Genomic DNA, 15,404 nt, shown 5'->3' on the forward strand with positions numbered 1-15,404 from the left:
CGCTCGGGGCGACCCTTCCCGGCACGCGCGAAGGTTTACCAGACCGCCTTGCCCGCAGCGTCTTTCAGGTTGGCGCGCCAGGCGTCCTGCACCAGCTTGGTGACGGTGTCCGGCATCGGCACGTAGTCCAGCTCGGCCGCTGCGGCATCGCCGTTCTTGTAGGCCCAGTCGAAGAACTTCAGCACTTCCTTGGCTGCCGCACCGTCCGCCTGGCTCTTGTGCAGCAGGATGTAGGAAGCGCCGGTGATCGGCCAGCTCGCCTTGCCCGGCTGGTTGGTCAGCACCACGGCGAAGCCCGGGGTGCCGGCCCAGTTGGCGCCGGCGGCGGCGGCCATGAAGGCCTCGTCGCTGGGTTGCAGGAAGGCGCCTTCGCGGTTCTGGACCTGGGTGTGCTGCATGCGGTTCTTCTTGGCGTAAGCCCACTCGACGTAGCCGATCGAGCCCTTGATGCGCTGCACGTTGGCGGCGACGCCTTCGTTGCCCTTGCCGCCCACGCCCACGGCCCATTTCACCGCGGTGCCGGCGCCGATCTTCTGCTTCCATTCCGGGCTGGCCTGCGACAGGAAATCGGTCCACAGGAAGGAGGTGCCCGAGCTGTCGGCGCGGCGCACGACGGTGATGTCCTCGGCCGGCAGCTTCACGCCCGGGTTCAGCGCGGCGATCTGCGGCGCGTTCCACTTGGTGATCTTGCCCAGGTAGATGTCGGCGATCAGGGCGCCGGACAGGCGCACCTGGCCCGGGGTGACGCCCGGCAGGTTGATGACAGGAACGACACCGCCCATGATCGCCGGGAACTGGAACAGGCCGGCGGCGTTCAGCTCGGCAGCAGGCAGCGGCATGTCGGAGGCGCCGAAATGCACGGTCTTGGCCTTGATCTGCTTGATGCCCGCACCCGAGCCGACCGACTGGTAGTTCAGGCCGGTGCCCGATGCCTTCTTGTAGAGCTCGGCCCATTTCGCGTAGACCGGGTAGGGGAAGGTGGCGCCGGCGCCGGTGATGTTGGCGGCCTGGGCGGTGGCGGCAAGGCCGGAGGCGGCGATGGCGATCGAGACAAACAGATGCTTCATGCGCATGATGGATCCTTTTCAGAGAGGCTCGGGGACATCCCGTTCATTGACGCTGCGAAGTCTACTGGCCGAATATGACAAGTTCATGACAGATGTAATAATTCGGCGCGCGGCCGTATATTGACGCAGTTTCTGCGGCTGTGTCACGCGCTTTGGCGACATGAAAATATTCATGCGTCCGGCCTCCCCCTGCCCTTGTAAATACGCCCTCTTCTGCTAAGCTGAAACTGTAATCTTTATAGGGAGGGAATGCTGAAAGGCGTTCGGATTTATGTTCAGCATCATGGTATTTGGCATCCTCAGCGGCTTGGCGGGACTCGTTGCTTTCGAGATCTTCCAAGAGGTGCGGGGCAGCAAAGACGGGTTCTACGATCACTATCACGAATAGTGCCGGTCCGGATTCGGACCAATGTCATAAAGCGAAAAAACGGCGAGGCCCACAGGGCGCTCGCCGTTTTCATTTGTCTGGCCGGAAGCTTAGCGCAGGAAGCGCGCCACCGCCGTCATCGCCGCCAGCTCCAGGTTCAGGAACTGGAAACCGATCTTGAATTCACCGTTGCTGAAAATGCAATACAGCGCCTTGGCGCGCGCGCTGATCGGCACGATCTTGCCGTCGACCAGCAGGTCGAAGCTCAGCTGCCCGGTCTGCCCGACCAGCAGCGGGTCCGGCAGGCTGATGCTGACGCCGTTGGCGCCGAGGTCGCTGGTACGGCCGCTGACGGGCGCCTCGCCCTCCATGGTGACGCGGGCGCGCGTCCGCAATACTTTACGTTCGGATTTTCTTTGTTCTGAATACACGTTGAATTGTTATGCTTGATATGGATGAGTTAGTCGAGCTCGCGCAGCTTGGTGAAGGCCTGGTCGATGCGCTCCACGGCAACGATGGTCATGCCTTCGATCTTCTGCTTCGGCGCGTTCCCCTTCGGGATCATGGCGATCGAGAAGCCCAGCTTGGCCGCTTCGCGCAGGCGCTCCTGCCCGCGCGGCGCCGGGCGGATCTCGCCGGCCAGGCCGACTTCGCCGAACACCACCAGGCCGCGCGGCAGCGGCTTGTTGCGCATCGACGAATTAATCGCCAACAGCACCGCCAGGTCGGCGGCCGGCTCGGTGATCTTGACGCCGCCGACCGCGTTGATGAACACGTCCTGGTCGAAGGCGGCAATGCCCGCGTGGCGGTGCAGCACCGCCAGCAGCATGGCCAGGCGGTTCTGCTCCAGGCCGACCGAGAGCCGGCGCGCATTCGGCAGGTGGCTGGCGTCGACCAGGGCCTGGATCTCGACCAGCAAGGGCCTGGTGCCCTCCTGGGTCACCATCACACAGGAACCCGGCACCTGGCTGTCGTGCTGCGACAGGAACAGGGCCGAGGGATTCGACACCCCCTTCAGGCCCTTCTCGGTCATCGCGAACACACCCAGCTCGTTCACCGCGCCGAAGCGGTTCTTGATGGCGCGCACCAGGCGGAAGCTGCTCTGGGTGTCGCCTTCGAAGTACAGCACGGTGTCGACGATGTGCTCGAGCACGCGCGGGCCGGCCAGCGCGCCCTCCTTGGTGACGTGGCCTACCAGGATGATGGTCACCCCGGTCTGCTTGGCCACCCGGGTGAGCTGGGCCGCGCATTCGCGCACCTGGGCCACCGAGCCCGGGGCCGAGGTCAGGGCATCCGAATACAGGGTCTGGATCGAGTCGATCACGGCCACTTCCGGCTTCAGGTCGGCCAGGGTGCCGAGGATTTTCTCGAGCTGGATCTCGGCCTGGAGCTTCAGTTCGGCCGAGTCGACCGACAGGCGGCGTGCGCGCAGCGCGATCTGGGCGCCGGATTCCTCGCCGCTCACATATAAGGTACTGCGGGTGGCGGCCAGGTTGGCGAGCGCCTGCAGCAGCAGGGTCGACTTGCCGATACCCGGGTCGCCGCCGATCAACACCACGCCGCCGGCCACCAGGCCGCCGCCCAGCACGCGGTCGAATTCCTCGATGCCGGTGCCGAAACGCGGCACGTCGAGCGCGTCGATGTCCTTCAAGGACAGCACCGGCGCGGTCTGCGCCAGCGCCTTGTGCGCGGTCTGCGACATGCGGTTCACGCCCTGCGGCTCGATCACGCTCTCGACCATCGTGTTCCAGGCCTTGCAATCCGGGCACTGGCCGGACCAGCGGGCGGCGGTCGCGCCGCACTCGCTGCAGGTATAGGCGGTTCGGGTCTTAGCCATCGGTTCCCATTCTTCCTTCAAGTACGCGCACCCGCCCCGCGAGTGCGCACATCAGTTCATAGCCGATCGTGCCGGCGGCCTGGGCCACCTCGTCGATCGGGAGTCCATCGCCCCACAGCGTCACCCTGCTGCCGACCCGGGCATTCGCGATCGGCGTCAGGTCGACCGTCATCATGTCCATCGAGACCCGGCCGACCAAGGTCGTGCGCACGCCGTCGACGATCACCGGGGTGCCGTGCGGCGCGTGGCGCGGGTAGCCGTCGGCATAGCCGCAGGCCACCACGCCCACCGTCATCGGCCCGGTCGCCTCGAAGCGGCTGCCGTAGCCGACGGTGTCGCCGGCCTCGATGCGCTGGATGCCGATGATCTCGGAACGCAGGGTCATGGTGGGCCGCAAGCCATAGTCCTGGGCGCTGCGCCCGCCGGGGGTGCCGCCGTAGAGCATGATGCCGGGCCGGACCCAGTCGTTCGACAGCGCGTCGCCCAGTTCCGCCTGGTGCAGGACGCCGCCGGAATTCGACAGGCTGCGCTCGCCCGGCAGTTCGCCGGCGCCGAAGCGGAAGCGCCGCACCTGCTCGGCGATGGTCAGGCGCGGGTGTTCCAGCTCGTCGGCATTGGCGAAGTGCGTCATGTGGGTGATGTGGCGCACGTCGGGGATGGCGCGCAGGCGCTTGTAGGCGGCCGCGTAGTCGTCGGGGCGGAAGCCCAGGCGGTTCATCCCGGTATTCATCTTCAGGTGCACGTCGATCGGGCGGTAGTGCCGGGTGTATTCCAGCATTTTGATCTGCTCGATGTTATGCACCGCACTGTTGATGTTGTGCTCGGCCAGCAGGGGCACGTCCGACGCATCGAAGATCCCCTCGAGCAGCAGGATCGGCTTGATCCAGCCGCTGTCGCGCAGGCGCACCGCGTTCTCGGTCTCGACCAGGGCCAGGCCGTCGGCCTGGGCGAAGCCGCGCATGCCGCGTTCCAGGCCGTGTCCGTAGGCATTGGCCTTGACCACGGCCCAGATCTTCGCCTGCGGCGCCGCGGCGCGTGCCCGCTGCAGATTATGCTGCATGGATTCGAGGTGGATGGTGGCGGAAAGCGGTCGTGGCATGGCGAAAACCAGCTTTTGAGGGCGGATGACGGAGAGGGTCTATTTTACCGGACCGGGCTCATACGCGCTTTTGACATGGCCGGTTTTCTTTTGGCGCAAGGGTCATTCATGGTATAAAGCAACTCGAACCAGTTTTTACTCTTTTCGAATGAACCGTGGCTTTTATACCATCATGGCGGCGCAGTTCTTTTCGTCGCTGGCAGACAATGCGCTCCTCTTTGTTGCGATCAGTCTGCTGACGTCGATGAACGCCCCGGCTTCGCTGACACCCCTGCTGAAGCTGTCATTCGTGCTCTTCTACGTGCTGCTGGCCGCCTTCGTCGGCGCCTTCGCCGATTCGCTGCCCAAGGGCCGCGTCATGTTCATCGCGAACCTGATCAAGATTTCCGGCTGCGCGCTGATGTTCCTGAGCGTGCACCCGCTGCTCGCCTATGCCGTGGTCGGCTTCGGCGCGGCGGTCTACTCCCCCGCCAAGTACGGCATCCTGACCGAACTGCTGCCGCCCGAGAAGCTGGTGCCGGCCAACGGCTGGATCGAGGGCCTGACCGTCATGTCGATCATCTTCGGCACCGTCGCCGGCGGCGCCCTGGTGAGCGAGCGCGGTTCCGGCTTCCTGCTGGGCCTGGAGCTGCCGGGCATCGACACCGGCGCCGAGGCCGCGATGGCGGTGGTGGTCGGCGTCTATATATTGGCCGCCCTGTTCAACCTGCGCATTCCGGATACCGGCGCCCGCTACGAACACCAGGAGCGCAATCCGGCCAAGCTGATCGCCGACTTCGCCAACTGCTCGGCCACCCTGTGGCGCGACAAGCTGGGCCAGATTTCGCTGGCCGTCACCACCCTGTTCTGGGGCGCCGGCGCCACCCTGCAGTTCATCGTGCTGAAATGGGCCGAGCGCTCGCTGCACATGCCCCTCGATAAAGCCACCAACCTGATCGGCGTGGTCGCGATCGGCGTCGCGCTGGGCGCGGCCATGGCGGCGCGCATGATCCCGCTGCGTAAATCGCTGACCGTGATCCCGCTCGGGATCATCATGGGCCTGGTTGTGTGCAGCATGGTCTTCGTGACCTCGGTGAGCCTGGCCTACCCGTTGCTGACCCTGATCGGTTTCCTGTCGGGCTTCTTCGTGGTGCCGATGAACGCGCTGCTGCAGCACCGCGGCCACGTATTGATGAGCGCCGGCCACTCGATCGCGGTCCAGAACTTCAACGAGAACCTGTCGATCCTGACCATGCTGGCCCTGTACGCGATCATGATCACCCTGAACCTCGACCTGGACATCATCGTCGTCATGTTCGGGCTGTCGGTGGCAGGCATCATGTACTTCATCGGGCGCCGCCATGCGGCCAACCAGCGCGAGCACGATTCGCTGGCGCTGATCGGCGAAGGCAAGCACTGATTCAGACGGTTTTCACCATCCTTCTCGCGGCGGCGCGCTCGCGCCAGTCGTTCGGCACGATGAAGCCGCGCTCGATTTCCTCGATCTTCCCCGGCGTGTGGCGCACCACCGCGACCAGTACCGGGGTCGACGAGGTCTCGAATTGCGCCGACAGTTCGGCGTGCAGCTGGGCGCGGTTCAACATCCAGACCGCCGAGGCGGCGCGGAAAGGCGCCAGCCACTGCAGGCGCGGCAGGATCAGGAATTCCTCCCCTGCCAAGGCATCGATCTCCTCGAGCGCGCACCAGAAGCCGCGGCAATGGCCGGCGGCGATCCCGCGCATCGCCGGCCAGCTGCCGGAGGGATAGAACAGCCAGCCCTTCACCAGCGCCCGCGCCCTTGCCACGGGACGCGGCAGCAAGGCCTGCGCGGCCGGGTGCCCGCCCAGGCTGAGCTGGCGCTCGAAGACCTTGCGCATCTTGAGGCCGAGGCTGTCGGCCAGGTTGGGGCCGACCAAGGCGCTCAGTTGCCAATCCTGTTCCTGGCCCGCTTCTCCGTCGAGCAGATAGAACTTGGTCGCGAATTCGATGTGCTCGACCGCGTCCGGACCATCCTCCAACAGAAAATCGAATTCGCCGACGGTGTCGTTGGCGCTGGCGCGCACCTGCAGGCCATGCGCCACCAGCCGGCCCTGCTGTGCGAAATAGAAGGCCAGCAGCTTTTCGGCATACAGGCCGAGGCGGGTGTAGATCTTCCCGCCCAGCGCCGCGTCGAGGGCGGCAGGATCGTGGTCGAGCCGGGCCAGCCAGGCGGCGACCTCCGGCGTCACCGGCCCAAGGCTGGCGATGCGGCCGGCCCACAGCGGATCTTGCGCATCGAGCAGGTCGGGCGCGTCGAGCAGCCAGGCCAGCGCCCGCACCCGCGCGCGCCGCAGGTGGCCCCAGCGGCGGTGGAAGCCTTGCTGGTAGGTCTCAGCCGGCGCGTCCATCGCGTTCGCCGGCGGTGCGTGCACGGCACAAGTCGGCCCAGGCCAGGGCCTTGTCGGCGCCGCGGCGCAGCAGCTCGCCCGGATGCAGGGTGGCCACCAGCGGCACCGCGCCCAGCGCGTGGACCGCGCCGCGGCTGCCGGCCAGCGGCTCCTGCAGGGGCTTGCCGAGCAGGCCGTTGGCCGCCACCTGGCCCAGGGTCAGCACCAGGCCGGCGCCCGTGAGTTCGCGCTCGCGCTCCAGGAAGGGACGGCAGGCCGCCGCTTCCTCGGCGGTCGGCGCGCGGTCGCCGCCGTTCGCGTTCGCGGGGCGGCATTTCACCAGCGGCGTCACGTAGACGTCGGTCTCGCGCGACATGCCGACGGCGAGCAGCATATTGTCGAGCAGCTTGCCCGCCTCGCCCGTGAGCGGCTGCCCGGCTTTTTCATCGGCCGCGCTGGCGGTGCCGGCGGCGACCAGCCAGCGCGCCTGGCGCGCGCCCGCGCCGAGCACCGGCTTGCGGCCCTCGCTGCAGGCGCTGCAATGCTTGCAGGCGGCGATGGCCTGGCGCAGGGCCGGCCAGTCCAGCGCCGATACGTCGAGGCGTTCCGGTTCGGCTTCGGCGCCCCAGGCCCGGTCTTCGCTGACGGGCGGCGTCCAGGCCGGACGCGCGGCGGGTTCGGCCACCTGGCGCGGCATCGGCGGCGGCGCCAGCGGCTGGGCCGGGGCCGGCGGCGCCGCTTGCGGCAGGGGTTCCGGCGCTGATTCCGCGACGGCTTCCGTCATGGTCTCCGGCACGGCGCGCAGCTTCCACAGCGGGCCGATGCCCATCTCGGCCAGGAAGGCCGCGTCGCGACTACTCAAGCTATTCACAGGGCGATCCTCATCACGATGGCGTCCTCGCGCTGTCCGCCGTGGGCCGGGTAGTATCCCTTGCGGCGTCCGATCTCGCGGTAGCCGTAGCGGCGATACACGGCCAGCGCGCGTTCGTTCGACGGACGCACTTCCAGCAGCACCGATTCCATGCCCTGCTCACGGGCGCGGGCGCCGATGCGGTCGAGCAGGAGGCGCCCCAGGCCCTGGCCCTGGCGGCCGGCGGCCACCGCCACGTCCAGCAGGTGGGCTTCGTCGACCGCGTACATCAGGATGTAGTAGCCGGCCAGCACACCCGCGGCATCGCGCGCGGTCCAGGCGTCGTAGCCGCTGGCCAGCGAATCGGTGAAATTCCCGCGGCTCCAGGGGTGCGGGAACACGCTGCATTCGAGCGCATGGACCTCGTCCACGTCGCCCAAGCTCATCGGCGTGAAGCTGAGCGCGGCGGCGTCGTGCAATGCCATCATGCCCCGGCCTTCGCGGCATTGATCGCCTGGCGCTCGGCGCTGGTGTAGGCGACCTTGTTGCGCAGGTAGAGCGGCTGGGCCTGGGCCGCCGGCACGGCCAGCCCGGCGGCCAGCGCCGGAGCGCCCAGCAGCGCCAGCTCGCGCGCATGCGGCAGGATGTCGTCCAGGGCGCCAGCCGCGAAGGCCTTGCCGGCAAAGGCCTCCGGATAGGCCGAGAAACCGTTGCCGCAGGCGGCCAGGCCTTCGGCCGGCAGCGGTTCCAGGTCTTGCGGGGCGCACAGCGCGGGCGCCGCGACCTCGATCCAGGCGCCGCGCGCGGCGTCATGACGGTACTGCGCCCAGTACACCTCGCCCATGCGCGCATCCAGCACGGCCAGCACCTCGGTGGCCTGCGTGCGCGCGCGGCAGGCTTCGGCCATCGCTTCCAGGGTCACCATCGGCAGCACCGGCAGCCCGGCGCCGAAGGCCAGGCCCTGGGCCACGCCACAGGCGGTGCGCACGCCGGTAAAGGAGCCGGGACCGGCTCCGAAGGCGATGGCGTCGCAGTCGGCGAGGCCCAGGCCGGCTTCGCGCAGCAGTTCCTGCACCATCGGCAGGATCGATTGCGAATGGGTGCGCACGCCGGATGTGGAACGGGCGATGACGTGGTCCCCGGCCAGCAGCGCGCAGGACGCGAGCTCGGACGAGGTTTCAATGGCGAGAATGGTGGACATGCCCATATTTTACCCGCTCGGCTACACACGGTAAAATTCATCCCATGCAAAGCCTGACCCTGGATTCCGACAACCGCGAGGACATCGCTGCCGCCATTGGCGGCGAGGCCCTGACCGTCGCCTGCCTGTGCGCCGCCTGGTGCGGCACCTGCTCGTCCTACCGCGCCACCTTCGAGGAGCTGGCCCAGCGCCATCCCGACAAGACTTTCGTCTGGATCGACATCGAAGACCAGGCCGACATCGTGGGCGACCTCGACGTGGACAACTTCCCTACCCTGCTGGTGCAGCGCGGCGACACGGTCGCCTTCTTCGGCACCATGCTGCCCGACGGCGCCGTGGCCGACCGCCTGGTGCAGGCCCAGGCCGCCCAGAGCGATGAAGAAATGGCGCGCTGGGCCAGCTCCAGCGAAGAGCGGCGCGCCTGGCAGCGCGACTGCAATCTGCGCACGCTGCTGGCCGTCTAGGCCAGGCGCAGCGGCAGGCTGCGCAGCCGCTGCCCGGTGAGTTTGAACACGGCGCTCGCCACCGCCGGCGCGACCGGCGGCACCGCCGGCTCGCCCACGCCCTCGGGATGCGCGGCGCTCGGCATCACGATGGTTTCCACCAGCGGCGCCTCGTGCATGCGCAGCACCGGATAATCGCCGAAGTTCGACTGCTGCACCCGCCCATCCTTCAGGGTGATCTCGCCGTGCAGCGCGGCCGACAGCCCGAACAGCACGCCGCCTTCCACCTGCTGGGCCACGATGTTCGGGTTCACCGCCAGTCCGCAGTCGATCGCGCACACCACCCGGTGCACGCGGATCTGCTTTCCCTCCACCGAGACTTCGGCCACCTGGGCCACCGTGCTGCCGAAGGAGCGGTGCAGCGCCACCCCGTGGGCGCGTCCTGCCGGCGGCCGGCCGGCGCGCGCCACCGCGGCATCCAGCGCCGCCAGCGCACGCGGGTGATCGCGCAGCAGCGCGTGCCGGAAGGCGACGCCGTCGCGCTGCGCCGCGTGCGCCAGCTCCTCGATGAAGCTCTCCTTGAAGAAGGCGTTATGCGAATGCCCGACCGAGCGCCAGTAGCCGAGCGGCACCGGGCTGTCCACGATCACGTGGGCGATGCGCTGGTTGGCGATCGCATACTGCATGTCGTATTCCCCTTCGGCCGTGGTCTTGTCCGGCCCCAGGCCCGGCAAGCCGAGGTTGCGCGGGAAGTACTGATGCCCGATGGCGCCGCTGGCCGACTTGTTGTCCCAGGCCAGGATCCCGCCGTCCGCATCGAGGCGGGCGCGGAAGCGCGCCAGCGCGGCCGGGCGGTAGACGTCGTGGGTGGTGTCGTCTTCGCGCGTCCAGATCAGCTGCACCGGCCGGCCGCCCGCCGCCATCGCCACCGTCACCGCCTGCGCCACCATGTCGGCTTCCAGGCGGCGCCCGAAGCCGCCGCCCAGCAGCATGACCTCGATCGCCACGTCGGCACGGTCGACCCCGGCCACCCGCGCCGCCACGTCCACCGCCACGCTCGGCACCTGGGTCGAGGCCCACAGGCGTACCTTGCCGCTTGCTACCTGCGCGGTGCAGTTGATGGGTTCCAGCGCCGCATGCGCCAGGAAGGGTGCGCGGTACTCGGCCGTCACCGTCATGGCGGCGCCCTGCACGTCCTGGCTGCCCGCTTCGTGGTAGACGTAGCCGCTCTCTTCGTCGAGGGCGCGCGCGAAGTCCGCGAACACCGATGCGGTCGACAGTTTGGCCGCGTCGCCTTCGTTCCAGGTGACCGGCAGCGCCTGCGCGGCCTGGCGCGCCTGCCACCAGCTGCCAGCCACCACCGCCACCCCGGCGCCGGCGCCGGTGCGCTCTCCCGGCACGCCGGGCAGCGCGACCACCTGCAGCACGCCCGGCATGGAGGCCACCGCGGCGCCCTCGAAGCCGGCCAGGGTGGCGCCGACCGCCGGCGCCATCTTGACGGCGGCATACACCATGCCGGGCACGCGGGCGTCGATGCCGAAGCGCGCACTGCCATCGGCCTTGGTGCGGCTGTCCAGGCGCGGCACGGGCTTGCCGATCAGGCGAAACTCGCTCGGCTCCTTCAGGCGCACGCCGCCGGCATCGATGCCGGCGCCGACCCGCGCCGCCTCGCCCGCCAGCGCGCCGTAGCCGGCGCGGCGCCCGTCCGGGTGCAGCACGAAGCCGTCTTCGGTACGCAGGCGCGCCACCGGCGTCTTCCACTGTTCGCCGGCCGCCTTGAGCAGCATGGCGCGCGCTACCGCGCCGGCCTCGCGCATCGGCATCCAGGCATCCTTGACGCTGGTGGAGCCGCCGGTGAACATGATGCCCAGCTCGCGCCCGAGCTTGGCCATCAGCCACTGGGCGCCCTGGCGCGTGCTGCCGGCGTCGTCGGGATGGAAGGGAAGGTTTTCGCGCAGCACGGTGAGGTTGGCGAAGATCTTGTCGATCGGGGCCTGGACGATCCGCACCGCGGCCAGGGACAGGTCCAGCTCCTCGGCCACCAGCATCGGCAGCGCGGTGTGCACGCCCTGCCCCATCTCGCTGCGCGGCACCACCACCGACACCGCGCCGTGCGGCGCGATGGCGATCCAGCCGTTCAGGGCAACGGCGTCGCCGAGCGCCAGCGGACTGGCGCTATGCAGGCGCTGGCGCGGCGGCTGCAGGCCCCAGCCGACCAGCAGGCTGCCACCGGCAAGGATGCCGCCCAACAGGAAACCGCGCCGCGAGAGTCCGCGCCTTGCGGCAGTCTTCCTTGGCGCCGCCTCCTCAAGCTTCGCTTCGTTCGGATACTCCAGCCCCGGTCGATTCATCCTGCCCTTCCTGTCCTTGTCTCCAGCGCGACAGTATATCGCCAGGCGCCGCCGGGCGGCCGTAGAGGTAGCCCTGCGCCAGGCGGCAGCCGTGGCGCTGCAGGAAGGCCGCCTGCGCTTCGGTCTCCACGCCTTCGGCCACCACCGACAGGTTCAGGCTCTTGCCGAGCTGGATGATCGCCACCGCGATCGCTTCGTTGTTGGCATCGGTCGCGATGTCCTGGATGAAGCTGCGGTCGATCTTCAGGGTCTGGACCGGCAACTGGTTCAGGTAGGCCAGCGAGGAATAACCGGTGCCGAAATCGTCGATCGCCAGCCCGACGCCGACCGCGCGCAGGTCGTTGATGTAGTCCAGCGCATCGCCCGTGTTCATGATGACCGATTCGGTCACCTCCAGCTGCAGGCGTCCGGCACCCAGTCCGCTCTCGCGCAGCACCGCGGCCACGGTCGGCGCGATGCTGCCGCGCTCGAACTGGCGCACCGACAGGTTCACCGCCATCTTGGGCACCTGCAGGCCGGCGCGGTCCCAGCGGACCATCTGGCGGCAGGCCTCGGCCAGCACCCACTGGCCCAGCTGGTTGATGAAACCCGTATCCTCGGCCACCGGGATGAAGCGCGCCGGACTGACCTGCCCGAGCTCCGGGCTGCTCCAGCGCACCAGCGCCTCGACCCCGACCAGGCGGCCGCTGTCGATGTCGACCTGGGGCTGATAGTGGAGGTAAATTTCGTGCTTCTCGATCGCGCGCCGCAGCAGGGCTTCCAGGCGCAGGCGCTCGACGCCCTCTCCGCTCATCGAGGGCGCATAGAACTGGAAGCCGTTGCGGCCGCGCGCCTTGGCCTGGTACATGGCGATGTCGGCGTTCCGCACCAGCATGTTCAGGTCGGTGGCGTCCTGGGGAAACAGGCTGATGCCGACGCTGCCGGTGACAAACAGCTCGTGGCCGGACACGGTGAAAGGCTGCTCGAACAGGGTCATCAGCTTGTTCGCCACATGCCCGGCACCGAAGGCGCCGTCGACGTCTTCCAGCAGGACGATGAATTCGTCGCCGCCCAGGCGCGCCAGGGTGTCGCCCTCGCGCAGGCAGCCGGACAGCGCGCTTGCTACCTGCTTGAGCAGCTCGTCGCCGACGTGATGGCCGAGGGTGTCGTTGACGTTCTTGAAGCGGTCCAGGTCGATGAACAGCACCGCCAGTTGCCGGTCCTCGCGCGCGGAGCGGATCAGCGCGTGCTGCAGGCGGTCGTGGAACAGCAGCCGGTTCGGCAGCGCGGTCAGCGGATCGTGGTGGGCCAGGTGGTCGAGCTTGTCCTGGGATTCCTTGACCTTGGTGATGTCGCTGAACACGCAGACATAGTGCGTCACCTCGTCTTCGTCGTTCTGGACGCTCGAGACGGTAAGCGACTCGAGGAAACCCTCGCCGTTCTTGCGGGTCTCCCACAGCTCGCCGCGCCAGAAGCCGGTGTCGGCCAGGTCATGCCACAACTGCTGGTAGAAGGCCGGATCATGGCGGCTGGCGCGCATCAGGCTGGATTGCTGGCCGAGGGCCTCGCGCTCGGTGTAGCCGGTGATCTGGGTGAAGGCCGGGTTGGTGGCGACCACACGGCCGGTCGCGTCGAGCACCACCACGCCGTCGGCGATGTGCTCGAGCACCGTGGCGGACAGGCGCAGCTTTTCCTCGGCCAGCTTGCGTTCGGTGATGTCGGCGAACACCCAGATGCTGCCCTCGTTGGGGCGCACGGCATCGAGCGCGCAAGCGCTCACCAGCAGCCAGAACACCGAGCCGTCGCGGCGGCGGAACTGGATCTCCTCGCCGGTATCCGGACCCTGCGCGATCCTCGGGTACTTCTCGAGCCACAGGCGCTCGTAGCCGGTGCGGCCCGGGAACAGGATCTCGATCGCGCGGCCCACCATCTCGCCCTCGCGGAAGCCGAACAACTCCTCGGCACGGCGGTTGGCCGAGACGATGCGGCGCTCGCGCACGAACAGCACGCCGAACATCACGTTGTCCAGGATCGCGCCCTGCTCGGTGAGCAAGGCCTCGATCCGCATCTCGTCGTGCTTGCGCTCGCTGATGTCGTAGATGATGCCGTCGACGCGGAAGTCCTCGCTGCCCCACTCACCCTGCGGCTGGCCGCTCTCCAGCACCCAGCGCTCGATGCCGCCGGCGTCGATGATCCGGTACTCGATTTCATAGGCGCTGCCGGCGGCCAGCGCATCCCGGGTCGCGCGGCGCTGCATGCGCCGGTCTTCCGGATGGACGATGTTGCCCCAGTCGTCGGTGGTGGCCAGCATGAAGCGCTCGGCCGGGTAACCCGAGATCTCTTCGATGGCGTCGCTGACGAAGTCGATGTGGCCACCGGGGCGGGCACGGAACACGGCGCCCGGCACCTGGGTCACGATGGTGCGGAACTGTTCTTCGCGGCGGCCGATGTCGGCGAACAGCTGGCCGATCGCGGTGCGCATGCGCTCCATCTGGCCGCCGAGGCGCCCCAGTTCGTCGTCGGCCGGCAGGTCGAGCGGGGTGTCGAAGTCGCCGCGCGCGAGGCGGTCCGAGAAACCGGTGAGCGTGCGCAGCGGCGACAGCAGGCGGCGCCTGAGCAGCAGCGCGATCAGCAGCAGCGACACCGCCAGCTGGATCGCCAGCACCACGGCGTAGTTACGCTGCTTGACACGCAGATCTTCCTGAAAATGGTGGTCGCCCATCTCGATCGCGACATGGCCGATGACCTGGCCGCGCACCACGATCTCACGCTCGGCGCGGTACAGGCGGACACCCGCAGGGACCGGATTGTGGCGGTTGATGAAGTCGGCCTGGGCCAGGTCGCGCACTTCGACGCGCACGATGGCCGGATCGCGCACGAAGGAATCGACCAGCGCACGCGCCGCTTCGGTGTTCATGTCCCATAATGATTCCTGGACGCCCAGGGCCAGGATGTCGGCATTGCGCTGCAAGGCATCGTTCAGCGTGTGGACGGTCGCTTCGTGCTCCTGCACGCCGATCAGGAAGTAGCCGCCCACCACGGCCGGCACGGCCAGGCCGCCGAACACCACCAGCAGCAGCGCGCCGTAGATCGAGCGGCCGTAGAGCTTGCGCAGCCTGGCGAACAGGCCGCGGACTGGCGCTGGGAGAGAAAAACGTCGCAGGGGCATCGGTGTCGGGCCTGTCCCCGCCGCCTGGCAGGAATTATTATTTACTTATGGCAATAGGTATGGCCTGATTATGCATCTTGAATGACGAAGAGTCAGCAAATTGCATGTAGCAAATGGCGGCTTGCCGGGGCAGTGTCGGCAGGACGCGACAAGACTTGTTATGATTGAATCTTTCAGAGGAGAAACTATGAGCCTGTCAATGTATTCCGCGTCGGTTCCGGTATTCCAGAAAATGCTGCGCGCCCTGGGAGGCGTGCTGGAAAAGGCGGAAGCCCACGCCCAGCAGAACAAGATCGAGCCGGCGGCCCTGCTGCAGGCGCGCCTGTTCCCGGACATGTTCCCCTTGACGGGCCAGGTGCTGATCGCGACCGACTTCGCCAAGGGCGCGAGCGCGCGCCTGGCCGGCGAGGAAGTGCCGCGCTACGAGGACAATGAACAGAGCTTCGCCGAACTCCAGCAGCGCATCACCAAGACCCTCGGCTACATCGAATCGCTGCCGCGCGAGGCTTTCGACGCGGCCGGCGAACGCGCCGTCACCCACGGCGCCGGCGAGCGCGCGCGCCACTTCGAGCGCGGCGACGACTACCTCACCGGCTTCGTGCTGCCGAACTTCTTCTTCCACGTGACGACCGCGTACGCGATCCTGCGCCACAACGGCGTGCCGATCGGGAAACGGGATTACCTGGGTCTTTGATG

The 15,404-nt window shown here is 68.0% G+C and carries 14 protein-coding genes; 3 read left to right on the top strand and 11 right to left on the bottom strand.

All coding sequences use genetic code 11. The features are described from left to right. Positions 1 to 35: 35 nt before the first annotated feature. The 5 genes from pstS to alr form a co-directional block, all read right to left on the bottom strand. Positions 36 to 1,073, bottom strand: a complete 1,038-nt coding sequence (gene pstS / locus ACSQ25_RS15420; RefSeq protein WP_436106551.1) for a phosphate ABC transporter substrate-binding protein PstS — start codon at positions 1,071 to 1,073, stop codon at positions 36 to 38. A 55-nt stretch (positions 1,074 to 1,128) separates the two neighbouring features. After that, entirely contained in the window at positions 1,129 to 1,449 is a 321-nt protein-coding gene (locus tag ACSQ25_RS15425; RefSeq protein WP_436106552.1) for a hypothetical protein, read from the bottom strand. Between the two features lie 95 nt (positions 1,450 to 1,544). Then, positions 1,545 to 1,865, bottom strand: coding sequence for a PilZ domain-containing protein (locus ACSQ25_RS15430; RefSeq protein WP_436106553.1), 321 nt, complete (start codon positions 1,863 to 1,865; stop codon positions 1,545 to 1,547). Between the two features lie 29 nt (positions 1,866 to 1,894). Next, a complete protein-coding gene (radA, locus tag ACSQ25_RS15435) occupies positions 1,895 to 3,271 on the bottom strand; it encodes a DNA repair protein RadA (RefSeq protein WP_436106554.1) in 1,377 nt (458 codons plus the stop codon). After that, positions 3,264 to 4,370 carry an alanine racemase gene (alr, locus tag ACSQ25_RS15440; protein ID WP_436106555.1) on the bottom strand — a complete coding sequence of 369 codons (1,107 nt, stop codon included), beginning with the start codon at positions 4,368 to 4,370 and terminating at the stop codon, positions 3,264 to 3,266. The genes radA and alr overlap by 8 nt, the downstream gene beginning before the upstream one ends. A gap of 148 nt (positions 4,371 to 4,518) precedes the next feature. Here alr and lplT point away from each other — a divergent pair, with 148 nt between their 5' ends. Then, positions 4,519 to 5,769: a lysophospholipid transporter LplT gene (gene lplT, locus ACSQ25_RS15445; protein WP_436106556.1), complete on the top strand. Its 1,251-nt coding sequence runs from the start codon at positions 4,519 to 4,521 to the stop codon at positions 5,767 to 5,769. 1 nt (position 5,770) lies between these two features. Here lplT and ACSQ25_RS15450 read toward each other — a convergent pair whose 3' ends face one another. From ACSQ25_RS15450 to tsaB, 4 genes are read right to left on the bottom strand one after another with little or no spacing between them, the layout of a single operon-like run. After that, entirely contained in the window at positions 5,771 to 6,736 is a 966-nt protein-coding gene (locus ACSQ25_RS15450; protein WP_436106557.1) for a DUF1853 family protein, read from the bottom strand. Continuing rightward, entirely contained in the window at positions 6,720 to 7,586 is an 867-nt protein-coding gene (locus tag ACSQ25_RS15455) for a uracil-DNA glycosylase (protein ID WP_436106558.1), read from the bottom strand. The genes ACSQ25_RS15450 and ACSQ25_RS15455 overlap by 17 nt, the downstream gene beginning before the upstream one ends. Further along, on the bottom strand, positions 7,583 to 8,053 hold the full coding sequence (gene rimI, locus ACSQ25_RS15460; RefSeq protein WP_436106559.1) for a ribosomal protein S18-alanine N-acetyltransferase: 471 nt from the start codon (positions 8,051 to 8,053) through the stop codon (positions 7,583 to 7,585). Before rimI ends, ACSQ25_RS15455 begins: the two co-directional genes overlap by 4 nt. Further along, entirely contained in the window at positions 8,050 to 8,766 is a 717-nt protein-coding gene (gene tsaB / locus ACSQ25_RS15465) for a tRNA (adenosine(37)-N6)-threonylcarbamoyltransferase complex dimerization subunit type 1 TsaB (RefSeq protein WP_436106560.1), read from the bottom strand. The genes rimI and tsaB overlap by 4 nt, the downstream gene beginning before the upstream one ends. Positions 8,767 to 8,810: 44 nt before the next feature. Here tsaB and ACSQ25_RS15470 point away from each other — a divergent pair, with 44 nt between their 5' ends. Then, a complete protein-coding gene (locus ACSQ25_RS15470; RefSeq protein WP_436106561.1) occupies positions 8,811 to 9,230 on the top strand; it encodes a thioredoxin family protein in 420 nt (139 codons plus the stop codon). Here the strand turns inward: ACSQ25_RS15470 and ACSQ25_RS15475 are convergent. Together ACSQ25_RS15475 and ACSQ25_RS15480 are read right to left on the bottom strand one after the other, a co-directional pair. After that, positions 9,227 to 11,560: a molybdopterin cofactor-binding domain-containing protein gene (locus ACSQ25_RS15475; protein ID WP_436106562.1), complete on the bottom strand. Its 2,334-nt coding sequence runs from the start codon at positions 11,558 to 11,560 to the stop codon at positions 9,227 to 9,229. The genes ACSQ25_RS15470 and ACSQ25_RS15475 overlap by 4 nt on opposite strands. Beyond that, the gene (locus ACSQ25_RS15480) at positions 11,517 to 14,708 is read right to left on the bottom strand and encodes a bifunctional diguanylate cyclase/phosphodiesterase (RefSeq protein WP_436106563.1); all 3,192 of its coding nucleotides are present in this window, start codon (positions 14,706 to 14,708) and stop codon (positions 11,517 to 11,519) included. The genes ACSQ25_RS15475 and ACSQ25_RS15480 overlap by 44 nt, the downstream gene beginning before the upstream one ends. A gap of 187 nt (positions 14,709 to 14,895) precedes the next feature. On the opposite strand from ACSQ25_RS15480, the gene ACSQ25_RS15485 reads away from it, so the two are divergent. Continuing rightward, on the top strand, positions 14,896 to 15,402 hold the full coding sequence (locus ACSQ25_RS15485) for a DUF1993 domain-containing protein (protein ID WP_436106564.1): 507 nt from the start codon (positions 14,896 to 14,898) through the stop codon (positions 15,400 to 15,402). Positions 15,403 to 15,404 lie beyond the last annotated feature (2 nt).

Source organism: Massilia sp. LjRoot122 (assembly GCF_964252725.1).
GTDB lineage: Bacteria > Pseudomonadota > Gammaproteobacteria > Burkholderiales > Burkholderiaceae_D > Telluria.